The organism is Microvirga guangxiensis (assembly GCF_900102135.1).
GTDB classification, from domain to species: domain Bacteria; phylum Pseudomonadota; class Alphaproteobacteria; order Rhizobiales; family Beijerinckiaceae; genus Microvirga; species Microvirga guangxiensis.
Genome location: NZ_FMVJ01000004.1, coordinates 410,695 through 435,979, shown reverse-complemented (window position 1 = coordinate 435,979; position 25,285 = coordinate 410,695). Strand labels below are relative to the sequence as shown.

Sequence of the window (25,285 nt, the reverse complement as noted above, 5' to 3'; positions counted from 1 at the left end):
TCCGGCACTAGCGTTCCAAGTCGCCGGAAGCTGCAGGTGTAGGACAAACGTATATGTCACAGATTCTCAATGCGATTGGCTATCACCGTCCAATGCGGTACAGCAGCCGCCTCTTTGCGAGGATACTTGAAATCGCAGTTTGGGTCGTCCTTGGTTTAGGCCTCGCTCTTTCGGTCGCATCATCAGATTGGATCGGCGCCGCCATGTTCTTTGGCGTCGTAGGGGTAGGATTTCTGCTTGTCATCGACTCCAAGCTCATTGCGATGCTCTGGCTGATCGGGCAGCCTACCCTATTTGTGTTTCCCAACAACATCGCGGCGAGCGTTCCCTTCTTCACTTTGGAACGTGCTCTGTTTCTTCTGCTACTGGGCTTGATGATCGTGCGGATGATGACACGCTCCGTAGAGGCTCGGCCCATGTCTAAACTGGACCGGAGGGCTTTAATTTTTGTCGGCGTGCTTGTCGTCTCCTTTTTAACGACAATCATCGACAAGGATCTCAAGACGATCAGAGGCGATCTCGCTTTTCTTCTTCAATGCTACCTGATGCCGTGGCTGTCGATCCTGATTGCCCGCAGGCTGGACTGGACAGAAACTGACGTTCTCCGCTTTCTACGCCTTCTGACAATTGCTGGATTAGGCCTATTCGGGATCGGGGTACTTCAGTTTTTTCTTGGCATAAAGTGGTTTACGCCAACATCTTTCGAGGTCATTCACGAGGGACGCACAACCGGCACCTTCGCAAATGCTGTCGAATATGGATCGGTTCTTGCCGGGATTGGATTGCTGACGCTCGCACAACTGGTGACCACTCAGAATCTCCTACTTCGCCTTGCGCTCCTCTTCAGCTTCGGAATCATGGTCGGGGGGATTGTCATCTGCATGACCAGATCCCCTCTCGTAGGCCTCGCTTTAGGTCTGCTGATCGTGTTCTTGGGGGATCGACGCATTCGCCCTCTCATCGCCGCTGGCGGCGCTTTCGGAGTTCTTGCGGCAGCTGCTGTTATTCCACTTGTCCTGGATGTTGATGCTCTGCTGTATAGGTTCAGCGAACTTGAGCCGATCTATAATCGAGTTGCCTTGTTCATGACTGCGACGAACATGATAGAAAATTTCCCTGTCTTCGGGATAGGTTTCGGGAGGCATTCTTTTAGCGACGCCAAAAATGCTTATCTGGACGGAGCCGGGGAAATTGGCGCAGAATGGGCAGCAGGCATCGGAGTCCCGCACTTCGAATACATTCATGTCCTCGTACTATGCGGGACAGTAGGCCTTATCTGCTATATTCTGGCGTTCACTGCCTGCATCAGCACTCTTCGCGCCATCTATCGAGATCCACGTGCAACGACCTTCACGCGCACCACTGCGCTCTACGTTCTGGCAATGCTGGCAAGCCTTCTTGTTAACGGGCTCTTCGTCGACTTCCTGGCCTACAATTATTTCATGTCGCTTGTCTGCTTCATGGTTGGCATGGTTTCAGTCATGAGGGTCGGGCCCATAAACTATCCGGCGCTAGAGAGCGAAGAACGTAGCTCTCTCGACAATTCAACGTCCGATAGCAATCGTATTCCTGCAATGTCTTGAACGCCCGAGCGGCTCACCGCAATGATGATTGTTGGCACCAATTCGCCGGGAAAACTGCGATATGGATCGTTTCTGTATGAATGATGCAATGAGCTAGCCATGCGATCATAACAATCCTGAAGCTAGCCGCAGAAATGTATGCTCCAGGCTGAACCACGTCGCGGAATCGCATACTGAATAAGTGACGCGGGTCGCGCATTATCTCTTTTTCAATTTCATAGATTTTGCATGACTTTCTTCCTTTTCTTCATTCTACTGCCTATTGATCGCCCAGAATACATTCTTCAAATATTAAAGATTTCATAAGAAATTTTTCTTCTTAATCTTACCTGGAATACATAATCCGTGAATGCCATTATTTGGTCGCATTTTATTACGATCTATCCGCCCCGTTGCTAATGAATAATTATTAAATGAAATTTCGGGGTTCAATCATGGTTATGATCGCTTAATGGCGCGCATCTCAGCTTAATTGATGACAGCGCTTATTATTTTATGCTTTGGGTTGCTGCTTTATTTAATCTGATCAAGCCCTTGTACTGATTCTGTTTTTCTTCAGAATCTCACAATTGCTTCTTCACCCTCCAGTATCCTTTCCCCTCTGAGTATATTTCGGAGTCGGATCCCTCTTGCTTGTTTGTCAGCATCGAGAGTTCCGGTTCTGCCCTTGGCTTGAATCTCGCTGCTCGATGGCGGGGGCGAGCTTTTTCATATTTCAGTTTTTATTCCTATAATTGAGAGAGATTTATAATGGCTACGAACATTATCTGGGTTTCCACTACTGGCCGTGCCGGAGCTGCTGGAACTGAGACCGCCCCTCTGAAGTCCATACAAGAAGCTATAAGCCGCGCAACGCCGGGCACGAAGATCATGGTGAAGGCGGGTGTCTATTCGGAGAATGTGTCGTTCCCGAAGAGCGGGACCGCAAGCGCGCCCATCGAACTGGTATCGGCTGATGGTCGTGGCAAGGCAGAGATCCGCCCGGCCGATCAGAATCGTGAGACGATTAAGGTCGCTGCATCCGATTACATCACCATCGACGGCTTCAAAGTTATTGCTGGCCCTATGGCTAAAGCAGCCATCCATCTCACGTCGACCAATAACATGGCCGACCTGCCGACGAATATCATCATCCGAAACAACGACATCAAGGCAGCGGCCGGCGACGGAATCAAAGTCAGCCAGGGCGACAGGATCACCGTCACCAACAATACAAGTGAAGGCTCAACGCAGGAGCAGGGCATCGACTTTGTCGGTGTGACGAACAGCGTCATCTCGCACAATGAGATCTACGGCGTTACCGGCAGCGGTGGTATCCACGTCAAGGGTGGATCGAGCAACGTTTCCATCGAATACAACCTCCTCCATGACAATGCCCGTTGGGCCATTCAAGCTGGTGGCAGCACCGATATTCAGTCCATGCGCCCGGGCACCGGCAAGTTCGAAGCTGTGAACATCCGTATCATCGGCAACGAAGTTTACAACTCGGGCCAGCAGGCATTGCGCATCATGGGCGCCGATAAGGTTACCGTGGAAGACAACTGGTTCAGGGGCGTCTCGTCCAATCGCTTCATCGATATTGTCAGCGCCGGCTCCACCCACGAGGACTGGGCTAGCGGTACTGTGACCTTCGACGGCAACAGCATGGATCGTGCCAACTGGCTCACTGTCGACAGCGGTAACCCTCAGCCGACGATTCTGCAGAACCTTACGAATGGAAAGGCTCCGCTGGATTGGAGCACGGTGCATGCGGGAGTTGTCGCGGACGGCGCGTCCACTCCTACTCCTACGCCCACTCCTACGCCCACTCCTACGCCTACGCCTACTCCTGAACCCACTCCGACTCCTGAGCCCACTCCGACTCCTACGCCTACGCCGACTCCTGAACCCACCCCCACGGTACCTTCTGAGTCGACCAAGACTATCAACGGGACCAATGGCAAGGATACACTCGTCGGCACGTCCGGCGCCGATGTGATCAAAGGCTTCGGTGGGAACGACAAGATCGGTGGCGGCGCCGGAAACGATATCCTGACTGGCGGCGCCGGTGCCGACGTATTCGTGTTCAACACGGCTCTTGGCAGCTCGAATGTCGACAAGATCACCGACTTCGAGGTCAAGCTGGATCGTATCTATCTAGAAAATGCCGTGATGACCAAGGTTGGCAGTTGGGGCAACCTTGCCGCCAGCAAGTTCCGCATCGGCACGAAGGCGCTCGATTCCGACGATCGCATCATCTACAACAGCAGCACTGGTGCGCTCTCTTACGATGCTGACGGCTCCGGGTCCAAGGCCGCAGTCAAGTTTGCTGAATTGCAGCCTGGGTTGAAGCTCACGGCAGCCGACTTCTACATCATCTGATCGGCAGATAACGGCAGGGTTCTCGAGACAACCTGCTAGCGTGTTTGGAGGGCGGGGGCGATCCTACGGGATCGCCCCCGCCTTTTCGTTGTCCTGTTCTCCTCTACCAACAATGGATGATGTTCTCCCGTTGCTGCGGCCTGTAGAATGGGCGATGCCTTCCGACGAAGGGCGCGAGTTTTCTGATCAGGGAGCATGAAACATTTGCCACTTGCAGATTACACTGTCTGGTCCTGGTCTTCCGGGCGCGAAGCCAATGTGTGGCATAAAATCTGAACAGCCATGCTGACAGAGAGTGAACCGCGAGCTTTCGACCGCCATGAGACGAAGTTGGCTTTACGTGAACTGGCTAGCTTCTTCTACCGACAGCGCCTGTTCCTTGTCGTGACGGCTTTGGCCATTGCAAGCGTCGCCACCGGTCTGACCTATCTCATTGCTCCTGTTTATACTGCCTCGGGCAGCATCGTCGTGGAACGGACCAGCAATCCACTTTTGCGAAATCAACTCGAGCAGCCCAGTGCAGCTCCCGAGATGGCGAACGATGTCGCCAACGTGATGCGGTCACGCCCAGTCATTGAGACTGTTGTCGACAAGCTTCGCCCGCATGAGCGCCCCCGGCGGCGGTCTGCTATACGCGACGGAATAGAACAGGCGTTCGCAACGCTCGACAGATGGGGCATCCTGAGCGTGCTTCCGAGGCGGGAAAGATACATCAGACGCTGGAGCCGAGCACTGAAGGTTGAAGGCAACGGCGACTACGTGACAGTCTCGTTGTCTGATGACGATGGAGCACTGGCGGCCTCAGCAATCAATGCGATCATCGAAGAATACCGCAACCATTATGTCGAACTCTTGCGTATGCGCAGAGCCCTGGATCTGCGTCAGGAAATCTTTGCACAGACCCAATCCGACATTCTCGAGCATCGCCGAGCGGCTCTGAAAAGTGCGGCCGAGCAGCAGGCTTCCCGCATTGAAGTTCCCAGCCCGCACACATTGCTATCGGACAGCACTGGATCTCTCACAGCCAATGTTGAACATGATCTGCGGCGACTTCTGGCCGCCCGTGCGCGTTCATCACTGATCTCTCAAGCACCTGCTGTCGACAACGCAAACACAAAAGATTTTATCAGTCCGGCGAAGTACAACGCAATGATTGCGCAACTCGGCACCGTTAGACGGAAGCTCGATGCATCAGATATACAGGTTCGGACCTTGCAATTGGAACGCGGCTCTAATCACTCTGATACACTTCTTGCACTAGAGACGAGAGCCTCGCTTCGCAGAGCCGTAGCGGATCTGGAAGAAGAGTTGCATCGCAGCGCCCAGGCCGGCGCTGCGAAGGATGAAGCCGAGGCATTTAAGACAGCCTACGATGCACGCCTCGATGCCACTCGCCGTCGCGTCGATCTGGTCCGCCTCTATACCCAATCCGATACAAGAACATCCAGCGTACGCCTTGCCGAGTTCGCGGAGACACCAAACATTCCTTCCAGCACAAGGCTGCTTCAGGTGGCCATTGGGCTTGGAGCAGCGATCGCCTTCGCCTTGTGCGCAGCCGTCATCAGGGATCGGGTCAATCTCAGAATCCGTGATCCTCAAGGAATTGAGGCCATTCTCCAGAGTCCCGTCCTCTTCGCCATGTCTGAAAGCAGATCTCAAGTGAGACGCCTCAGAAGGTAGCAGCCGCTTCATGCGGCCGATCCAGCCCGCCTTGATGTGATCGCATAAGTCGCCGGGATCGAGGAAATCATGAGAGGCGCATGACGGCAGGCAAGCCAAGCGCAATCCCAGAGAGGAGGAGAAGGAAGAAGACGATGCGTCGCATTGTGAAGGGCGACAGAGGAGGCGGCCACCTGCGAGCAGCGTAAGTTGCGCCCGTCACGACCGGAACAGCCAAGAGAGCGGACATGCTCGAACTTGACGGAAGATCGCAATAAACAGCTACAAGGCTGATGCGGAATATTGCAGTAAGTGCAAAGACGGTCACCAGGGTTTCACGGATTATCGTCAAAGGCATAGGCTGGCGATAGAAGTGATAAACGAGAGGTGGCCCTGCGGTTGAGAACATCCCGCCCATCACTCCAGAAATGCCGCCGAAAAACAGGAACGTTCCGTTTCCGGATGGCTCAGCGAGCGGCTCAGGCTTTCGCGCAAGCTGCAGACTCGAGACAATGATCACCGTGCCGAGGAAAAGGCGTAAGAGATCGACATGGCTTCCAGCAAGCCATTCCAACAATAAATAGCCGACAAGAATCATCGGAATGCTCGCAGCCATGATGAGGCCGAGCTGACGCCACGCCACATCACGCCAGCCCTTAAGGAGCATCTGCGTGGCGTTCACAAGGGTCAGCATGCTCACGATCATTGCTGCATCAGGCAGGGACAGAATCCCAGTAAGCCCAACTCCACCCATGGTGATGAGGCCGAAAGCGAATCCCGTCAGAGTTTGCGCGTAAGCAGCAATGCCCGTGAGGATCAAGAAGCCTGTGAGCTCGGGAATTGACATGCTAGAAGGACGTCCTCGACCAAGCGAGTCTTTGCAGAGACTGGAAGCGGAATTGATGGAATGCCGGCTACTCAATTTGGAGAGCCGCTATTTTACTGTTCCTGTGAACTGATGACAGGTTTGCAGTCAAGCCAGATGAGGACTGGCATCAGACCTTTTTCACTGCGCGCATCCGCGATATCGCTTCTCACAAGGTGCACTTTGGAGGCATTCTTCCTGTGCCCTGTGCGATCGTCGGGCGCTTCACTGGGATATTCTCAGAACAAAGATGCTCATGCGGCTTCCTCAGAAATCTCTCTGCACCCCTTAGTGCCCCCCAACTTTTCTAAGGCACATCGCGGGCCCACGTTTTGCGCGAAGCAGTATGTCCTTCCCTGCGCCACCATACCTCTTTTGCTTATGGCGCAACGGGAGATCCGTTCACCTTCATATCAAGGTAAGCCGTATCAGCAGATACACTTTATCATTTTGACTTACCCCTTATGCCTTGAAGCTTAAAGACAGTAGCTCTTTTTGCCTGAGATTTTTCCTTACTTTCAAAAGTATTACTCGCGCAATTGCGAAATAATACCTAATAACTACCCCGTTAATTAAATAGAACCTCATTCCTATATCGGCATTAATTAGGCGTGCAGGCCGCTTTTCTGTGGCTTTACTTTGGCAATCACATTTTATGTAGGTGAACACATGAAGCGTTCGCACGCTCTTGCTTTGTCTAGCGTCGCCTTATTCCTAGCCTCCTCGACCGCGGCCTTTGCCCAGACTGTGAGACCTGGGCAGCAATGCGTGCCCGCGGTTGCCGACCCTTCGATGTATGGCAACTGCCGGCATCGGATCGTGCAAGGGCAGGAGGTTTGTCGGTGTAGGATCCTTCCTCAAGCCAGACGAGACATCCCGAATGCTACGACGACAGGCTCGCTTGCAAGCGACCCATATATGGGTGGATGGGCCGCCCCAGCAGCAGGGTTCTTAGGCTTTGGCGGCGACGGAAACCGCGGACAGAGCGATACACTCGCGAGCAGCACTGGTTCTCGTGGGAGCACCGGGAGCACAGGCGGCAATAACTCCGGTGGCGGAGCCCCTAGCGGCGGTGGCAATTCCGGCAAAGGATCAGGCGCGGGCGGTAGTTCGGGTGGTGGCAGCTCCGGCGGCGGCGGTGCACCAAGCTCAGGGACACCTGGAGGCAATACAGGAAATCCTAGCACGGGCGGACCGAGCGCCGGAGATCCGGGAACAGGTAATCCAGGAACGGGCAATCCAGGAACCGATGGTCCAGGGACCGGTAGTCCTGGCGATGGCGGCCCAGGGACCGGCGGTCCTGGAAATGGTGGTCCCGGAAATGGTGGCCCAGGGACTGGCGGTCCCGGCGGCGGCAAGGGTGACCACGGTGGCGGCAAAGGCGGACACGGCGGCGGTAAAGGCGGCCATGGTGGAGGCAAGGGCGATCACGGTGGCGGCAAGGGCGGCCATGGTGGAGGCAAAGGTGACCATGGCGGCGGCAAAGGCGGCCACGGTGGGGGCAAAGGTGACCACGGCGGCGGCAAGGGTGATCACGGTGGTGGAAAGGGCGGCCACGGCGGCAAGGATGATCACGGTGGCGGGAAAGGCGGCCACGGCGGCAAGGGCGATGATCGCGGTAGTGGGCGTGGCGACCATGGAGGCAAAGGTGGCCATGGAGGAGGTCGAGGTGATCACGGCGGTGGACGTGATGACCAAGGAGGCCGCGGCGATCACGGTAGCGGCCGTGGCGACCACGGTGGAGGCCGTGGAGATCCCGGTGGCCGCGGCGATCATGGCGGCGGGCGTGGCGACTCGGGTGGCGGGCGTGGAGAGTCCGGCTCGCGTCGCTGACCACCTTTAGGGCAAACGGATCAAAGCCCTTGGCTCCCTACGGGCCAAGGGCTTTTGCATCATAACAAGTAGCTGGAATGTCCGATGGAGACGAAAATGCGCTAGCGGCACTCCTGGCGGGCTTTCCGCATCATTGCAGTAAACCCCTTGAGAGGAAAACGGTACGTGGTTTTGTTGCCCCGCTGTGAGGTTGCTTCGACAATCGCCACACGGCCTTTCTCCAGTGCACGCACAAATTCGGCTTCTCGCTCCGTGCGTCGTAACCAGGCATAGCTGCCACGCGCAATCATCGTGAATGTCTCACCGTCGATTGCAACACGAATCGCAACAGGCGCCAATGCGTAGCCTGTTTGCAGGCTGGCTTCCGTGCGCACCTTACCGCGCTTCAGGTGGCGGACGAACAGGGTGACCCGTCCGTGATCGAGATGCTCCGGCTTCTTCGATGCAGCATCAGAGAACGCGTAGCAGACATTTGCATTGCCTTCTCTAGCCTTCCAAGCACTCCAGTGTTCGTTCGATCCGAGCAATTGAGGGCTCTGCGCAAAGGCACAGGTGCCTGATAGAACAATGAACGCAACGGCAGTGCTGAACAACTTCATCTACGGAGTACTCGCCTTGAGAGATTGCGGAGCCTGCAAACTTCCAAGGCGAGGTTACCCGATGGTAAATGTTCCGGACCATCGGCTCGCGCTATCCGCCGGCGAGCCGATTTCGACATATTACATAGGGGTTTGAGACGTCTTCAACAGATCGTGAGAATGCAGCTTCTGCTTAAAGTGGCTCTTCGGTTCTCTCGCCCTGAGCCGCCATCACCTTCGCAGACCGCATCAACGAGAGCAGCGTCTGGGCATGAAGCTCGCCGGTCACAGGCAAGCCAACAGTGCGTTGAAACTCTTCAACCGCTTTGCGAGTCGAGGAACCTATCACGCCGTCAGCCTTGAGATCTCCGAAACGGAGCTGCGTCAGCGCTTCTTGAGCGGCTATCACGTCTTGCTTCGTCGGACGAGGCTTGATGCGCAGCAGATCAGGCGAAGTGCCAATGCCCTGGACCAGACCGGTCAGAGGGGATGCCGCCAACTGGCCTCGCGCATTCGCTAGCTCCGCGTCGATTTCCTTGCTTCTTGTCGAGAGGTTCTGGAGCTCGGCCTGGGATGCGGCGAGCTGCTCACGAAGACCGGCGGTCTCCTTCGCTGCTTCCTCTGCCTTCTCCTGCTGTTCCATATACTGAGCCTGGACATCCTGAAGAATGGCAGCCTGCCCCCGCATCTGCTTCTCGATCTCAACGGACGTCAGAACAGAATAGCCAAATGCTCCCCATCCCGTGACGGACATGAGAGCCAGAACAGGAACGGCCATGCGGTTGAACTTCAAGCTAATTTCTCCGTTTTCCCAGAGTCATGATATTTCCTTCACCAATCCGGTTCCGGAAACACTGAAGAATGCCGGGCCAAGGTACGTCAAAACGTGGTCAAACCATGACGAGGCCTGCGCCTGTTGCACGCACAGAGACCAGGTCTCTCACGCTCCACGCATGTCTAGAGCTTAGTCAGCCTTTGTAAGCGACAAGCGCTGCACCAGCTGCAATGAGCCCGACGCCGAGCCAGTTGGGGAGAGACAACCGCTCACCAAGGATAGCAACCCCGAGAATCGCAACGAAAACGACGCTGAGCTTGTCGATAGGCGCAACCCGCGCAGCATCACCGATTTTGAGAGCGCGAAAATAGCAAATCCATGAAGCTCCTGTCGCAAGACCAGAGAGCACAAGAAAGACATAGCTGCGTCCCGAGATCGATCCGAGTGATTGCCATTGTCCTGTCGCAACCAGGATCGCACCGAGAGCACACAGGATCACACATGTGCGAATGAAAGTCGCGAAATCCGAATTGACGTTCTCAATGCCGATCTTCGCGAAGATGGCGGTCAGGGCGGCAAATCCCGCAGAGAGAAGCGCCCAGAAGTGCCACGACAGAAAGATTGACCTCATTGGCAATCCTCACCAATTGGAACGGTGGCTCTGTTGAAAGAGATCGCGCCTGCGTTCCTCCCAAAGCTCTCTTGCCGCTTGAAGGCACTCTCCGAAGCTCTCGGCCTGACCGCCTCTCAAGGTAAGAAGCGCGATCCCTGCCGTGGCGACAATGATAGCCGCAGCACGTTCATCCTGCACGGTTCCTGTCCAGATCGACTGCCAGTATTCGAGGCTGGCCATTCCCATCGTGGGATAGGCGGGTGGCTCCGGCGAGGCGGAGATGAAAAGGCTTTCCGCTTTTCCATCGACGAGGCGAAGAAGCGTGGAAGAGCGGAATGGCGCTGCTTCGGCAGCATCGCGGCTTGCGCCCACCACGGTGAGGTTTCGATGCCCCAGGAGCGCGCCCGTATCGCAATGCAGCTCGCGATAGGCCGGACGCGTCACGCCCATCATGAGCGATGGAGCCCCGAGGGGGTTCAGGAGCGGCATCATCGAATTGACCGGCAGGCGTGTCTCGAACAGCCCATAGAGCATGTGCAGACGATGAAGCTGAGACGACATCGCAGCGACCGGAAGATAGGCGATGCCGTGCTTGGCAATGGCATCGGTCGCATTCGTGGCGTCCGTGCAGACAGGAATACCGATAGCCTTGGCCGCGGACACGATCTTGCCTTTTGTGCCGTCACCGCCATCCATTCCATGCAGAAGGATTCTGTGCCCCACCTGAGCGAGAAGCAATGCCGCCTGCAAAAACCACGGCATCCGGCGGGATTTGGGGGAGATATAGGCCGGCCAATCCAAATCTGCGTAGGAGGCGCCCGCATCTGCGGCGCCAATGTGAGTGCGTGCCGCGCGGACGAACCCGGCGAGTTCGGCTGCAGTCTCGCCTCTAAAGTTCATGACGGAGAAAAGTGCGCCGATCTGGATGGGATCCGCCTTGCCATCAAGGATGATGGAGAGCGCATCCTCTGCCTCATCAATGGTGAGAGGGCGGCTGTGACCGATCCCTGCTCCCATCGTGGCAATGTGCTTCGCAAGCCTTTTGCGTGTATCCTCAGCCTTCCCGAGAGAGGCGAGCTTGCGCGCGAAAGTCTCCGGAGGAGGCTCGCCCTCAAGCAGAACGCTGCGCCGCACGGTCAAAGGCGCCGCTTCGATCACAGGAGCTGACGCCCAAGCGGCAAGATCGATGAGAGTACCATCCGGCGCCCTTTCCTGCGGTTGGGACAACGCCTCGGCTTCTGCGGCCAGAGCGCGCAGCCTTTGGCGCATGGTTTCCGCGAAAGGCGTCGGGATCAGGCGCCTCGACGACCGCACGAAGAGCGGGTCGTTGTAGATCTCCCGAACCTGTCCAAGAAGCCTGCTCATCGCAGGCGCACTCATGCCGAGCCGCTCGGCGGCACGGTTGACGCTGCCTTCCACGAGCAGGGTATCCAACGCCAGAAGGAGCCGGAGGCGCCCAAGTTTCAGACCAGGTTCTTGTGATGCGGAATCCAAAAGAGCTCTATTTCAAAGTTCGGCCGCAGAAAGCTGCCAGTCATATACTCATTGTTCTGAATGGTTTGCGTATTCCTCATTCCGGCAGCCCTTTCAAGTCTCACAGAACAACTTTAGAGCTATTATAAATTGCGTTTTTCTGAACTCAGAACGACTCTCAAACATAGCCGTTGACCCTCTTCTTCTGCGGAACCTAGTAGCTCCTTCCAGCAACAGGTTTTTCAGTAAGGTTGGGGGCAATGACGGGATTTCGCACTTCGGATCGACAGGATGTCGGCGGGTCAGTTGCAAGGAAGAGCGCCAATCGGACGCTGCTGCTTCTTGCCTGCACTGGCCTATCTGCTTCTCTCTCTTTTATTCCCTCTACGGCCTTCGCGCAGGTCGCAGGCAGCGCTCCATCCCCGGCAGCTAACGAGGATGTGATCGCGCTCGATCAGATCGTCGTCACGGCTGCGGGCTTCGAGCAGAGCGTCAAGGATGCGCCCGCAAGCATCTCCGTCATCACCCGAGAAGAACTCGAGAAGGGTTCTTTCCGCGACCTGACGGATGCTTTGAGAGAGGTTCAGGGCGTCACCGTAACCGGCGTTGCCAACGAGAAGGATGTCTATATTCGCGGCCTTCCGGGCAGCTACACCCTGATCCTCGTGGACGGAAAGCGCCAGAGCACGCGCGACGCTCGCACCAACGGCAATGCGGGCTTCGAGCAGAGCTTCATTCCCCCGGTCTCGGCCATAGACCGCATCGAGGTCGTCCGCGGTCCGATGTCGTCCCTCTATGGGTCCGACGCCATGGGCGGCGTGATCAACATCATCACGCGCAAGGTCTCCGACAAGTGGACTGGCACGGTCACGGCAGACGGCACGCTTCAGCAGCACGACGACTTCGGCAACTCGGCTCAGGGCTCCTTTTACACCAGCGGCCCGCTGATTCATCGGATGCTTGGCTTGCAGATGTGGGGCCGTGGCTTCGGCCGCCAGGAAGACGAGATCCTGAGCGGCATCACCGGCGCGCGCGAAGGCAATATCGGCGGACGCCTGACCTTCTCGCCCAGCGAGAACCATGACCTGATGCTGGAGAGCGGCTTCACGCGCATTCGCCGCGATGCCTCCAAATGGGGCACCCTCGAAGAGACCGCCAACGACACGTATAACTACAACGACCGCAAGTACTGGTCGCTGACCCATGAAGGCCGCTGGGGGCCGACGACCTCCAATTTCTCGATCATGCAGGAATGGGCCGAGCGCAGAAGCTATACGGAAAATCCCCGAACCTCCGCTTTCGCCAAGAATCCTCGTTCGCCTGAGATCCGCAATACGGTCGTCGACGGCAAGTTCACGACGCCGTATGAGCTGTTCGGCACGCACACGCTGGTGACCGGTGGTCAGTGGTTCAACGCCATGCTGACCGACCAGAATCCCGGTTACCGCACCGGCCGTGATGAGACGTTCAGCATCAACCAATGGGCGCTCTTCGCCGAGGATGAGTGGCGTCTGACCGATACGTTCTCGATCACCAACGGCCTGCGCATGGACCATCACGAAGTCTATGGCGAGCATTTCAGCCCGCGCAGCTATGCGGTGTGGCATGCAACGGAGAACCTCACCGTGAAGGGTGGCGTCTCCACTGGCTTCCGTGCCCCCGAGATACGCCAGATCGCACCGGGCTATGCCTACACCACCGGCGGGCAAGGCTGCTCATATGGCCCTACAGGAACCTGCGGCGTCATCATCGCCGATCCTAACCTGCAAGCTGAAACCAGTGTCAGCTATGAAATCGGCGCCGTATGGGACAGCCTCACCGGCTTCACCGCCAGCGCCACCTATTTCCACACGGATTTCAAGGACAAGATCAGCAATGCGCTGGTGCTGGACAACGCCGGCAGGCCCGTCCGCTGGTCTGAGGATCCGAACTATCGCCTCTGGTACAACTACAATATCGACGATGCGATCATTCAGGGTGTCGAGTTGGCCGCCACATGGCGGGCGACGGACACCATCTCGCTTCGCGGCAGCTATACCTACACGGATTCCGAGCAAAAGACCGGCGATTATGCGGGCTTCCCCCTTGCCCGTACGCCCAAGCATATGGCCAATGCGCGCCTCGACTGGGTCACCCCTGTAACCGGTCTGGAGACATGGATGGCCGTCAATTACCACGGCTCCGAGATCGTAGGCGGCGCCCGTATCGGCACCATCGGCACGCCGGTGCTCATCAACGGCATGTCCGGCCGCAAATACGATGCCTATGCCACGATGGATATCGGCCTGTCCTATGATTTCACGGAACAGCTGACCTTGAATGCGGCTGTCTACAACGTCTTCGACAAGGAAATCGAACCCACCGATTATAACACGGTTGTCGAGGGACGCCGTCTCTGGGTGAGCATGTCAGCCACCTTCTGATCGAACCGAGGGGAGGCGCCCCTCCCCTCGCCGATCGCAGATAAGGACTACCATGACCGACACCAGCAACATCTCTGCCCATGCGCCGCCGCGCCAAAGGCCCCAGCTCCGGAGTTGGACCTTCCGCGTCGTCGACAGCTTCAACGTGCCGCCCAACATGCGGCGTGTGGTTCTGACAGCGGATGATATCGACGAGTTCGCCTACAAGCCGGGGCAGGCCATCGTTCTGATGGTTCCTCTCTCCGAGGGTGAAACGGGACGCCGTGACTACACGATCCGCAGCATGGATCGGTCTGCGAAGACGATCAGCATCGATTTTCTGCTCCATGGCGACACGCCCGCCCCCATCTGGGCCCTGCAGGCTAAGACTGGAGATCTGATCGAGGCCAAGGGTCCACGCGGCGGCACCGTGCTGCGCACCGATGCGGATTGGCACCTCCTGACCGGAGACGAGACCTGCATTCCGGCCATCGCCCATATTCTCGAGACCATGCCTGCCCGCACCAAGGCGTTCGTCTTCATCGAAGTCGCCAACAAGAGCGGCGAGATCGCTTTGGAGACCGAAGCGGATGCCGCCATTTGCTGGGTGCATCGCAATGGCGCGCCCGCGGGTCCAAGCGAACTCATGAATGGCGTGATACAGGGCTTTCCACTGCCGTCAGGGAAAGGTCACGCCTATCTCATCGGCGAAACGAGCAATGTCCGCCGCCAGAGGCACGCCCTCATCGCGCGAGGGTTCACCCGCGATCAAATCTCATCCGAGGGCTACTGGCGCCCCGGCCGGATCGGCGGCCACGACCATGTTGAAGACTGACGCAGGTTGCACAGGCAACCAAGCCCTTTCTTGGAGAGCAATGCCATGATGAATTTTTCTGCCCGCCTGCCCTACACCCTTGCCGCGGTGGTTGCAGGCGCTCTGTCGCTGGGTGCAATGACAACGGATGTCCGTGCCCAGGAGCTCAAGATCCAGCACACGAAGGGTGAAACGGCGGTTCCTGCAAAGCCGAAGAAGGTTCTGGCCTTCGACATGGCTTCCCTCGATACGCTGAACGCCCTCGGCGTCGAGGTCTCGGGTGTGCCGACGGCGCGGTTCCCCGCGTATCTCTCGAAGTATAGTTCCGATAAATACGAGAAGGTCGGCACCCTGTTCGAGCCGGACTACGAAGCTGTCAACGCTGCAAAGCCCGATCTGATCATCGTCGGCGGTCGCTCCAGCGCAAAGTACGAGGCTCTCGCAAAGATCGCTCCCACCATCGATTTAACGGTCGACACCAAGGATTACGTGGGAAGCGTCAAGCGCAACGTTCAAACGCTCGCCAGGATCTTCGACAAGCAGGCGGAAGCTGATGCGCAGCTTACCAAGCTCGATCAGTCCATGGCCGCTCTTCGCCAGCAGGCCGCGAAAGCCGGCAAGGGCCTCCTCGTGCTGACGACCGGCGGCAAGATGAGCGCCTACGGTTCGGGCTCGCGGTTCGGGCTGCTGCATGACTCGTTCGGCGTTGTGCCGGCCGTGGAAAATCTCGCCACCACGAACCACGGGCAAGCCGTCAACGCAGAATTCATTCTCAAGACCAATCCTGACTGGCTCTTCGTGATCGACCGCGACATCGCGACGGGACGTTCCGAAGGTGCGGCCAAGAAGGTGCTGGACAACCGTCTCGTCGCACAGACCACGGCCTGGAAGAACAATCAGGTTGTCTATCTCGACCCCGTCAACTGGTATCTGATCGGCGGCGGACTGACAGCCATGCAGGCCAGCGTCGACCAGATTTCAAAGGCTCTGGCGAAGAAATAACTCTTGAACGACCATTACCCTTCGGGGCATTGCACTGGTGCGGATCACTCCTCGGGTGATCCGCTTTTCCATGTGAAACCCTTAATCGAGGTGCTCGGTACGAGCGCTCCTGACCGATCGTGAAATTTCCTCTCGCAGTATCCGCCGTCATCATTCTTGCGTCGATCAGCTTGCTGGTCGGCGCCGGCGATCTGTCGTTGACGGCGCTTCTCTGGCCGCAGGAGGGACAGCATGCCACGCAGATCCTTCTGATCTCGCGCATTCCACGCACACTGGCATTGATACTGGCCGGGGCAGCCATGGCGGTTGCGGGCACGATCATGCAGGCGCTCACCCAGAACCGCTTCGTGGAGCCTTCCACCGCAGGCACGGTTGAATCCGCAAGCCTCGGCCTGCTCACCGTGACGCTCTTCGTGCCCGATTCTCCGGTCATCGTGAAGATGCTGGTCGCAGCAGGCTTCGCGCTGGCGGGAACAGCCTTGTTCCTGCGCATCTTGAAGCTCGTGCCATTGCGCTCGGTGCTCACCGTGCCGCTCGTCGGCATCATGCTCGGCGGTATCGTCGGTGCGATCACCACCTTCTTCGCTTACCGCTTCGACCTTCTGCAATCCCTCAATGCATGGACGACCGGCGACTTCTCCGGCGTGCTGCGCGGCCGCTATGAGCTGCTCTGGATCGGGCTTGCCCTGACCCTTCTGGCCTACTTTGTCGCAGACAGGCTGACGCTCGCAGGGATGGGAAGGGACTTCTCCACCAATCTCGGCCTGCGTTACCGCAGCATCGTGTCGCTTGGTCTCATCATTGTCTCGATGGTGACCGCCATCATCGTCGTCACTGTCGGCATGCTGCCGTTTCTCGGCTTGATCGTGCCCAACGTAGTCAGCCTGATGATGGGCGACAACATGCGCCGCTCCCTTCCCTGGATCGCCGTGCTCGGCGCGGGCCTCGTGCTCGTCTGCGACATCCTCGGACGTGTGGTGTATTACCCATACGAGGTTCCCATCGGTACGATCATGGGAATCATCGGCAGCGCCCTGTTCCTGTTCCTCCTGCTGAGAGGACGCCAGCGTCTTGCGTGAGAACAGGCAACCAATCCGTGCGCTGCTGATCCTCACTGCCCTCACAGTGGGCATCATTACGCTGTTCATGTCGCTGAACGTCCGGGGCCAATGGGATTTCATCCTCACCTTCCGCGGCACGAAGGTGCTGACCATGGCCCTTGTGGGCTACGCCATCGCTGTCTCGACGGTGCTGTTCCAGACAGTGAGCCACAACCGGATCCTGACGCCCTCGATCATGGGCTTCGATCAACTCTACATCCTCATCCAGACGAGCCTCGTCTTCACCATCGGGTCGGCTGGCCTCACGGCTCTCGATCCGCGCCTGCTGTTTGCCTTCAATGTAGGAGCAATGGTGGTATTCTCGACGGCGCTTTACCGCTGGCTTTTCTCCGGCAGCAGCCGCAGCCTTCATCTGCTCGTTCTCGTCGGCATCGTCTTCGGCGTTCTATTCCGCAGCCTGTCGAGCTTCATGCAGCGGATCATTGATCCGAATGAATTCGTGGTTCTGCAGGACCGCCTGTTCGCGAATTTCAATACGATCGACAGCAATCTCCTCGGTATCGCGGTCGCAACGATCCTGATTGCATCGTTCTTCGGATGGCGGCTCATGCATGTCTATGACGTACTGGCTCTCGGCCGCGAAGCATCCATCAATCTCGGCCTCGATCATGGCCGGATCGTCACCGTCATCCTCATGCTGGTGGCCGTTCTCGTGTCGGTGTCCACTGCCTTGGTCGGGCCGGTGACCTTCTTCGGTCTTCTTGTCGCCAACCTCGCATACGGCATCGCCGGGACACACAAGCACCGCTTCGTGCTGCCGGTCGCGACGCTGCTTGCTGTTATCTGCCTCATCGGTGGTCAGCTCATTCTCGAACGCGTGTTCGCCTTCGACACGGCCCTGAGCATCGTCATCGAATTCGTGGGTGGGATCGTCTTCCTCGCCCTGCTGATCAGAGGAGTTGCCCGTTGATCGAGATCTCCAACGTTCGCAAGAACTATGGCGACACCATCGTCGTGCGCGATGTGTCTCTGCAGATCCCGCGCAAAGGCATCACATCCATCATCGGTCCCAACGGCGCGGGCAAGTCTACGCTTCTGTCGATGATCAGCCGTCTCCTGCCCCTGTCGGCTGGAACGGTGACTGTCGATGGGCTTGATGTGACCACTACGCCATCCGATGTTTTGGCAAAGCGCCTGTCCATCCTCAGGCAGGACAACCGGGTCGGCTCCCGGCTAACCGTGCGGGATCTCGTCGAGTTCGGCCGCTATCCCTATTCGAAGGGCCGCCTCACAGCAGAGGACCGTGCCCAGGCAGCACGCGCCATTGGCTTTCTCGGCCTCGAAGCGCTCGCCGACCGTTTTCTGGACGAACTGTCGGGCGGACAGCGCCAGCGCGCCTATGTGGCCATGGTCCTCTGCCAAGACACCGACTACGTGCTGTTCGACGAACCCCTGAACAACCTCGACATGAAGCACGCGGTCGGCATGATGAAGTTGCTGAGAGAAGCCGCCGACGCATTGAGCAAGACCGTCGTCCTGGTGCTGCACGACATCAATTTCGCCTCCTGCTATTCGGATTACATCGTCGCCATGCGTGATGGGACCGTTGTCCGCCATGGCTCTCCTCAGGAGATCATGACGAGTGAGGCAATCCGGGAGATCTACGATATGGAGGTGGAGATCCAGGAGACTCAGGGGCGGCGGATTTCAATCTATTACACCTGACCCGGCAGGGCGGGAACCTTGTAACTTGAAATATGCCGTCTTATGTCGGGCCGGGCGGTTTACCGCCACGCTCTTCCCTCCGTTTCTTCAGAAAAGACCGATGGACCATATCCACGATAAGCCTCAGGCGCAGTCTGCAGCCCTTAAGCCCCTGCCTGCCCTCATCTTCAGCTCGCGCTGGCTTCAGTTGCCCCTCTATCTCGGCCTGATCGTTGCCCAGTGCGTTTATGTCTTCCTGTTCCTCACGGAACTGGTCCACCTCGTCCTTCACGCGGCCGACTTCAGCGAGATGCAAATCATGCTGGTGGTGCTCGGCCTCATCGACGTAGTGATGATTTCCAACCTGCTCGTCATGGTGATCGTAGGCGGCTATGAGACCTTCGTGTCGCGCCTCCACCTGAATGGGCACCCAGACCAGCCGGAATGGCTGAGCCATGTGAACGCCGGCGTGCTGAAGGTAAAGCTCGCCATGGCGATCATCGGCATCTCGTCGATCCATCTCCTGCGCACGTTCATCGAGGCGGGCTATGTCGGTACGGCAAGAAGCTCATATACCGAAACCGGCATTATCTTGCAGACGGTGATCCACTCCGTCTTCATTCTCTCAGCCATCGGCATCGCCTATGTCGACCGGATGACGCAGGCGAAGGATCACTAAAACCTCACGCAAGAATGACGAAGGGCACGGATGAGAATGTCATCCGTGCCCTTTGTTCTTGTGGTTCGTACGGAAACTTAGTGCCGCAGTCCCGGAGCCTCCTGGCCCGTGCGCGCCACATATTCAGTGTAGCCGCCGCCATACTGATGAATGCCTTCGGGCGTCAGTTCCAGAACCCGGTTGGACAAGGCTGCCAGAAAGTGGCGGTCGTGCGAGACGAAGAGCATCGTGCCTTCGTACTTCGATAATGCCTCGATCAGCATCTCCTTGGTCGCCATGTCGAGATGGTTCGTCGGCTCGTCGAGAACCAGGAGGTTCGGCGGATCGTAGAGCATCTTGGCCATCACGAGACGTGCCTTCTCGCCGCCTGAGAGCACACGGCATTTCTTTTCCGCATCATCGCCTGAGAAGCCGAAGCATCCGGCGAGCGTGCGCAGCGAACCCTGCCCGGCCTGCGGAAATGAATCTTCCAGGAATTCGAACACCGTGCGATCGCCCTCGAGCACCTCCATGGCGTGCTGGGCGAAATAGCCCATCTTCACGCTCGCGCCGATGGTGACCGTGCCCTGATTGGGCTCGGTGGTACCCGCGACCAGTTTCAGCAGCGTGGACTTGCCCGCGCCGTTGACGCCCATCACGCACCAGCGCTCTTTACGGCTCACGGAAAAGTCGAGACCTTCATAGATGACGCGGGTGCCGTAGCTCTTGTGCACGTTCTTCAGCGTGATCACATCGTCGCCGGAGCGCGGCGCGGGCAGGAACTCGAAGGTCACCGACTGACGGCGCTTCGGCGGCTCCACGCGCTCGATCTTCTCCAGCTTCTTCACACGGCTCTGCACCTGTGCGGCATGCGAGGCGCGGGCTTTGAAACGCTCGATGAATTTGATCTCTTTCGCGAGCATCGCCTGCTGGCGCTCGAACTGCGCCTGCTGCTGCTTCTCGTTCATCGCGCGCTGCTGCTCGTAGAACTCGTAATCGCCGGAATAGGTCGTGAGCGAACCGCCATCGATCTCGATGATCTTGTTGACGATGCGGTTCATGAAGGCACGATCGTGCGACGTCATGAGCAATGCGCCTTCATAACCCTTGAGGACTTCCTCCAGCCAGATCAGGCTCTCGAGATCGAGGTGGTTGCTCGGCTCGTCGAGGAGCATCGCATCCGGGCGCATGAGCAGGATCCGGGCGAGCGCGACGCGCATCTTCCAGCCGCCGGAGAGGCCGCCCACATCGCCGTCCATCATCTCCTGGGAAAAGCCCAGGCCCGCGAGCACCTCGCGCGCGCGGCCCTCCAACGAGTAGCCGTCCAGCTCCTCATAGCGCGCTTGCACCTCGCCATAGCGGGCGATGATCTCATCGAAATTCGCCGCCTGGTCCGGGTCCGCCATCGCGGTCTCGAGCTCCTTCAGCTCGGCTGCCACCTCGCTTACGGGGCCCGCACCTTCCATCACCTCGGCAACGGCGCTGCGGCCGTCCATCTCGCCCACGTCCTGGCTGAAATAGCCGATGGTCACGCCGCGATCGACGGAGACCTGCCCCTCGTCCGGCTGCTCCTCCTTGGTGATCATGCGAAACAGCGTCGTCTTTCCTGCGCCGTTCGGCCCCACCAAACCGACTTTCTCGCCTTTCTGGAGGGTGGCCGATGCCTCGATGAAGAGGATGCGGTGGCTGTTCTGTTTGCTGACGTTCTCGACGCGAATCATAATTCCAAGGCCCAAAGCGGTTTCGGCGGCCTTATGGCATGGGTCGGCGTCAGGGACGAGGGTCCTTTGACGGGCAAATTGTCAGGGGCTGAGCGGTCGGTCTTAACCATACTCTTCGGGAGGCTAAGGCCATCCATTCCCGTCATAGGATCTTCATCTTACCTTCATCTGAGCAGTGGCATCTCGTGCCAGCAGCCCTAGATTGGCTTGTCTGACCCGTTTTCAGGGTCATGCCAAGACCAAGAACAGGCCTCCCAGAGCCGATACAAGGAAGTGCAAGCACCGATGGCGACCACTCGCGTTCCGACCACCCCGTTTTCCGATCAGCGCCCCGGCACATCGGGCCTGCGCAAGAAGGTGAAGGTCTTCCAGCAGCCGCGCTACGTGGAGAACTTCATTCAAGCGATCTTCGACAATGTGGAAGGCGCGAAGGGTTCGACCCTGGTGATCGGCGGGGACGGACGCTACTACAACGAGGCTGTGGTGCAGACCGCGCTCAAGATGGCGGCAGCCCACGGATTCGCCCGCATCCTCGTGGGACAGAAGGGTCTTCTCTCGACACCGGCTGCCTCCTGCGTGATCCGCAAGCACAAGGCCATTGGCGGCCTCGTGCTCTCGGCCAGCCACAATCCCGGCGGGCCGGATGGCGACTTCGGGATCAAGTTCAACATGTCCCATGGCGGGCCCGCGCCCGAGTCCTTCACCGAGGCCGTGTTCAAGCGCGCAAGCGCCATTACGGAATATGCCATTGTCGAGGGTGCCGACATCGACCTTACACGCATTGGAGAGAGCAAGATCGGCGATACCGTCGTCCACGTGATCGACCCCGTGGCCGACTACGCGGAGCTGATGGAGCAGCTCATCGACTTCAACGCCGTTTCCGAACTCTTCCGTTCAGGCTTCCGTATGCGCTTCGATGCGCTGAATGCGATTACCGGCCCCTACGCCAAGGCGATCCTGGAGGGCCGCCTTGGCGCTCCTGCAGGCACCGTCGTGAATGGTGAGCCGATGCCCGACTTCGGCGGCCACCATCCTGATCCGAACCCGGTCCATGCCCATGACCTCATGGAGCTGATGATGGGCCCGGACGCACCCGATTTCGGCGCTGCGTCGGACGGTGACGGCGACCGCAACATGATCGTGGCGCGCGGGCTCTTCGTGACGCCGAGCGACAGCCTCGCGATTCTCACGAGCCATGCGCACTTGGCTCCCGGCTATGCGAAGGGTCTCTCTGGCGTCGCGCGCTCCATGCCAACGAGCCGCGCGGCCGACCGGGTGGCGAAGAAGCTCGGCATCAATTTCTTCGAGACGCCTACCGGCTGGAAGTTCTTCGCCAACCTGCTCGATGCGGGCCTCATCACCCTCTGCGGCGAGGAAAGCGCGGGTACGGGCTCCAACCACATCCGCGAGAAGGACGGTCTCTGGGCCGTGCTGCTGTGGCTCAACATCCTCGCGGTCACGAAGAAGCCCGCCGATCAGATCGTGCGGGAGCATTGGGCCGCCTATGGGCGCGACTACTACACGCGTCACGATTATGAGGAACTCGAGACCGCGCCGGCGAATGAGCTGATGGATGCCTTGCGCGCCAAGCTCTCAACCCTTCCCGGCCAGCGCTTCGGCGAGCTGACCGTGCAGGAATGCGACGACTTTGCCTATACGGATCCGGTCGACCAGTCGGTGACACCGAAGCAGGGCATCCGCATCCTGTTCAAGGAGGATGCTCGCGCTGTGTTCCGCCTGTCGGGTACCGGCACGTCGGGTGCGACCCTGCGCGTCTATCTTGAGCGCTTCGAGCCGAATGCTGAACGCCACAACCTGCCGACGGCGGGCGTTCTGGCGCCAGTCACCGAGGCTGCCAACGCCATTGCGGAAATTGCAAAGCGCACCGGGCGCAACGAGCCGAGCGTCATCACCTGACGCTCTCCTTCATTTGGGCGGTCAGTAGGTCGCCCAAAGTCCGGGCGTCGCCAGTTCCAGAACATGCCCGTCAGGGTCATGGAAATAGATGCTGGTCCCACCACGTGACCACGTCACTCGACTGGCGATCGGGATATTGCGCTCGCGCAGTCTTTCCTCCCAGGCCGCAAGCTCCTCAGCCTCGATGGCGAAGCCCATGTGAAGCGGACCCTGCCCGTCATGCCCGGGAATTGTGCCGGTCGGTGTGTGCATATCATGGGCAGAAGACCCGCGCAGGAATAAAAGCAATACGCTTTTGCCTCCCACATCGAAGGCGCACATGCGCTGGTTTTCGAACAGGAGGGGCAAGGCGAGATCATCCCCGTAGAAGGCTTTGGCCCGCATCAGATCATCAACATAGAGAGCCGTTTCGAGTACAGCTTTCAGCTTGGGCATGACATCTCACGTCGTAAGGTCGCATCCATTTTCATCAGCTTACCCTAAAAGCCTGCTCATGTTGCCTTGCAGAGACTGCCTTTTTGAGAGGCGAAAAATTGGGCAGGCCTGCTGACCTTTTGATCTTGCGATCCTGTCGAGCAATCCTTACTTATTGCAGTGCAGCACGGCGATTGGCGTCGCGGTGCTGTTGCCCTTCTTGGGCGTTTCCTCCCTAAACTTCGGGCCGCTGGCAACAGCGGCCTTTTTTCTTGGTCGCAGAGCAGGTTGAGGCTCGGAGCCCCCCTTTAGGAACCTCGTGCATTCCCGGCTGTTTCCCACAGAAGGATCCCGGGAGAGTTTTGATGACGACCCGCTCAGACAACCCTAATCACAGAGACATTCCGCGCACGCACACGATCAGGCCGATGGATGCGCCGCCCATGAACGCGGGCTCGACTTCAGCGCAGCTGAAGGGAGACATCAACAGCGGGCGCACGGGCGACAAGAACGAAGTGTTCGATCCAGGATTGTCGCCGCTCGGTACGGACGACGAAGCGGGCGGCGTTTCGCCGAGTGCGGATCAGGTGGATCTCGCTCGACGTCAGGAGACCGTAGACCGCTGGCAGAACGCCAATGACAGGGACAGCTACGCTCACCAGCACTCGCGCAAGGCGCTCTATGCCTATGTGGGCTTCATCGCTCTGGTTCTCGTGGTCTTTGCCGGTGCCTTCAGCATGTTCTGAGGCGGCGCTACGCTGTCGCGAAGCACCAAATCCGTATCTAGCCGGATCCGCTTGGGTGATGGGCGCCCCTGCAGGAGATCGATGAGAACGGAGGCGGCCGCCTGCCCTAGCTCTCGCCGCGGCTGATGAATCGTGGTCAGGGCAGGCTCGGCAACAGCCGCGAATTCAATGTCGTCGAACCCCGCGACGGAGATATCTCCCGGAACTCTCAAGCCCGCAGACAAGAGCGTGCGTATGAGACCGATAGCCATTTCATCGCTGGTGCAGAACACGGCGCTCGGACGGGTTGAACGGGCGGCCAAGTTCTGCCCCGCCGCCACCCCGGCCTCGATCGTGTAATCTCCTGGCAGTACCAAACCAGGGTCGAATGGCAGACCTGCTGCTTTCAGCCCATCCTGATATCCCAGGAAACGCTCCCGTTCGAGAATATTGCTCTCCGGTCCGCTCACATAAGCAATGCTGCGATGCCCCAATGACGCGAGATGCTGCGTCATGCGGCTGGCAGCCCCGCGATTGTCGATTTCGATCTGAGGAATGTCTGCCGAAGGAATCGCCTCGCAGAGGGCGACGAGCGGGATGCCGGTCCTGTCGGTTGCCCCTCCTCCCATGCGCGTCTGGCCGAACAGGTGGCCATTGAGGAGAATGGCCCCATCGACGCGTCCCGCAGCGATGAATGCCGCGAAATGAGCTTCCTTCTCAGGCGTACCGTCGAGATCGCTGATGATCATGCCATAGCCTGCCTCGAACAACCGCTCTTCGATGCCGCGCAGGATTTTGGAGAAGAACGTGTTCGACAGATCCGGCAGGACGACGAGCACCATGTGGGTTTTCTGAGAACGGAGCGAGCGCGCGGCAGGGTTGGGCACGTAGCCCGTCTTGGCGATAGCTTCGAATACGCGAGCGCGCGCTTCCGGCGACACCCGTTCCGGTGTCGCCAGGGCACGGCTCACCGTGGCGGTCGAGACATCCGCGAGCTTCGCCACGTCCTGGATGCGCACCGCGCGATGACTGGAAGCATCATCCTGCTCCGGCCTGCCCGAAGGCCCGCTTTCGTCCATGATCCTCCCCTACCTTGGTTCTGTTTGACAGAACGTGCCGTTACGGTA

21 protein-coding genes are annotated in these 25,285 nt (G+C 58.4%); 12 read left to right on the top strand and 9 right to left on the bottom strand.

What is annotated here, in order from left to right; all coding sequences use genetic code 11:
• Window positions 1-53: 53 nt before the first annotated feature.
• The 3 genes from BLP10_RS08485 to BLP10_RS08475 all read left to right on the top strand — a co-directional run bounded on the left by BLP10_RS08485 (window position 54) and on the right by BLP10_RS08475 (window position 5,624).
• Window positions 54-1,583, top strand: a complete 1,530-nt coding sequence (locus BLP10_RS08485; RefSeq protein ID WP_091133303.1) for an O-antigen ligase family protein — start codon at window positions 54-56, stop codon at window positions 1,581-1,583.
• Window positions 1,584-2,333: 750 nt separating this feature from the next.
• Window positions 2,334-3,944, top strand: a complete 1,611-nt coding sequence (locus tag BLP10_RS23490) for a right-handed parallel beta-helix repeat-containing protein (protein ID WP_091133301.1) — start codon at window positions 2,334-2,336, stop codon at window positions 3,942-3,944.
• Window positions 3,945-4,226: 282 nt separating this feature from the next.
• Window positions 4,227-5,624, top strand: coding sequence for a Wzz/FepE/Etk N-terminal domain-containing protein (locus BLP10_RS08475; protein ID WP_091133299.1), 1,398 nt, complete (start codon window positions 4,227-4,229; stop codon window positions 5,622-5,624).
• 67 nt (window positions 5,625-5,691) lie between these two features.
• On the opposite strand, the gene BLP10_RS08470 is transcribed toward BLP10_RS08475, so the two are convergent.
• The 6 genes from BLP10_RS08470 to BLP10_RS08445 form a co-directional block, all read right to left on the bottom strand.
• A complete protein-coding gene (locus BLP10_RS08470) occupies window positions 5,692-6,450 on the bottom strand; it encodes a sulfite exporter TauE/SafE family protein (RefSeq protein ID WP_091133297.1) in 759 nt (252 codons plus the stop codon).
• A 1,167-nt stretch (window positions 6,451-7,617) separates the two neighbouring features.
• On the bottom strand, window positions 7,618-8,244 hold the full coding sequence (locus tag BLP10_RS23125) for a hypothetical protein (protein ID WP_175493827.1): 627 nt from the start codon (window positions 8,242-8,244) through the stop codon (window positions 7,618-7,620).
• A 158-nt stretch (window positions 8,245-8,402) separates the two neighbouring features.
• On the bottom strand, window positions 8,403-8,900 hold the full coding sequence (locus BLP10_RS08460) for an invasion associated locus B family protein (protein ID WP_091133295.1): 498 nt from the start codon (window positions 8,898-8,900) through the stop codon (window positions 8,403-8,405).
• A 172-nt stretch (window positions 8,901-9,072) separates the two neighbouring features.
• Window positions 9,073-9,672: a peptidoglycan-binding domain-containing protein gene (locus BLP10_RS08455; RefSeq protein WP_091133293.1), complete on the bottom strand. Its 600-nt coding sequence runs from the start codon at window positions 9,670-9,672 to the stop codon at window positions 9,073-9,075.
• Between the two features lie 175 nt (window positions 9,673-9,847).
• Window positions 9,848-10,285, bottom strand: a complete 438-nt coding sequence (locus BLP10_RS08450; RefSeq protein WP_091133291.1) for an EamA family transporter — start codon at window positions 10,283-10,285, stop codon at window positions 9,848-9,850.
• Between the two features lie 9 nt (window positions 10,286-10,294).
• A complete protein-coding gene (locus BLP10_RS08445) occupies window positions 10,295-11,761 on the bottom strand; it encodes a glycosyl transferase family protein (protein WP_091133289.1) in 1,467 nt (488 codons plus the stop codon).
• Window positions 11,762-12,000: 239 nt separating this feature from the next.
• Between BLP10_RS08445 and BLP10_RS08440 the strand changes: the two genes are divergently transcribed.
• The 7 genes from BLP10_RS08440 to BLP10_RS08410 all read left to right on the top strand — a co-directional run bounded on the left by BLP10_RS08440 (window position 12,001) and on the right by BLP10_RS08410 (window position 19,402).
• A complete protein-coding gene (locus BLP10_RS08440; protein WP_091133287.1) occupies window positions 12,001-14,163 on the top strand; it encodes a TonB-dependent receptor domain-containing protein in 2,163 nt (720 codons plus the stop codon).
• 52 nt (window positions 14,164-14,215) lie between these two features.
• The gene (locus tag BLP10_RS08435; protein ID WP_091133285.1) at window positions 14,216-14,977 is read left to right on the top strand and encodes a siderophore-interacting protein; all 762 of its coding nucleotides are present in this window, start codon (window positions 14,216-14,218) and stop codon (window positions 14,975-14,977) included.
• A 45-nt stretch (window positions 14,978-15,022) separates the two neighbouring features.
• The gene (locus BLP10_RS08430) at window positions 15,023-15,958 is read left to right on the top strand and encodes a siderophore ABC transporter substrate-binding protein (RefSeq protein ID WP_091133543.1); all 936 of its coding nucleotides are present in this window, start codon (window positions 15,023-15,025) and stop codon (window positions 15,956-15,958) included.
• A 116-nt stretch (window positions 15,959-16,074) separates the two neighbouring features.
• Window positions 16,075-17,037, top strand: a complete 963-nt coding sequence (locus BLP10_RS08425) for an ABC transporter permease (RefSeq protein ID WP_091133283.1) — start codon at window positions 16,075-16,077, stop codon at window positions 17,035-17,037.
• Entirely contained in the window at window positions 17,030-17,989 is a 960-nt protein-coding gene (locus tag BLP10_RS08420; protein ID WP_244510449.1) for an iron chelate uptake ABC transporter family permease subunit, read from the top strand. Before BLP10_RS08425 ends, BLP10_RS08420 begins: the two co-directional genes overlap by 8 nt.
• Window positions 17,986-18,744, top strand: coding sequence for an iron ABC transporter ATP-binding protein (locus tag BLP10_RS08415; RefSeq protein WP_091133281.1), 759 nt, complete (start codon window positions 17,986-17,988; stop codon window positions 18,742-18,744). The genes BLP10_RS08420 and BLP10_RS08415 overlap by 4 nt, the downstream gene beginning before the upstream one ends.
• A 100-nt stretch (window positions 18,745-18,844) precedes the next feature.
• Window positions 18,845-19,402 (top strand): TIGR00645 family protein, encoded by a 558-nt coding sequence (locus BLP10_RS08410; RefSeq protein WP_091133279.1) that lies wholly within the window; start codon window positions 18,845-18,847, stop codon window positions 19,400-19,402.
• A gap of 77 nt (window positions 19,403-19,479) precedes the next feature.
• Here the strand turns inward: BLP10_RS08410 and BLP10_RS08405 are convergent, their stop codons facing one another.
• The gene (locus tag BLP10_RS08405; protein WP_091133277.1) at window positions 19,480-21,102 is read right to left on the bottom strand and encodes an ABC-F family ATP-binding cassette domain-containing protein; all 1,623 of its coding nucleotides are present in this window, start codon (window positions 21,100-21,102) and stop codon (window positions 19,480-19,482) included.
• Window positions 21,103-21,387: 285 nt separating this feature from the next.
• Between BLP10_RS08405 and BLP10_RS08400 the strand changes: the two genes are divergently transcribed.
• Window positions 21,388-23,019: an alpha-D-glucose phosphate-specific phosphoglucomutase gene (locus BLP10_RS08400; protein ID WP_091133275.1), complete on the top strand. Its 1,632-nt coding sequence runs from the start codon at window positions 21,388-21,390 to the stop codon at window positions 23,017-23,019.
• Between the two features lie 21 nt (window positions 23,020-23,040).
• Here BLP10_RS08400 and BLP10_RS08395 read toward each other — a convergent pair whose 3' ends face one another.
• On the bottom strand, window positions 23,041-23,454 hold the full coding sequence (locus BLP10_RS08395; protein ID WP_091133273.1) for a VOC family protein: 414 nt from the start codon (window positions 23,452-23,454) through the stop codon (window positions 23,041-23,043).
• 344 nt (window positions 23,455-23,798) lie between these two features.
• Here BLP10_RS08395 and BLP10_RS08390 point away from each other — a divergent pair, with 344 nt between their 5' ends.
• Entirely contained in the window at window positions 23,799-24,179 is a 381-nt protein-coding gene (locus BLP10_RS08390; RefSeq protein ID WP_091133271.1) for a hypothetical protein, read from the top strand.
• Here BLP10_RS08390 and BLP10_RS08385 read toward each other — a convergent pair.
• Window positions 24,119-25,237, bottom strand: a complete 1,119-nt coding sequence (locus BLP10_RS08385) for a LacI family DNA-binding transcriptional regulator (RefSeq protein WP_091133269.1) — start codon at window positions 25,235-25,237, stop codon at window positions 24,119-24,121. The genes BLP10_RS08390 and BLP10_RS08385 overlap by 61 nt on opposite strands.
• Window positions 25,238-25,285: the final 48 nt, after the last annotated feature.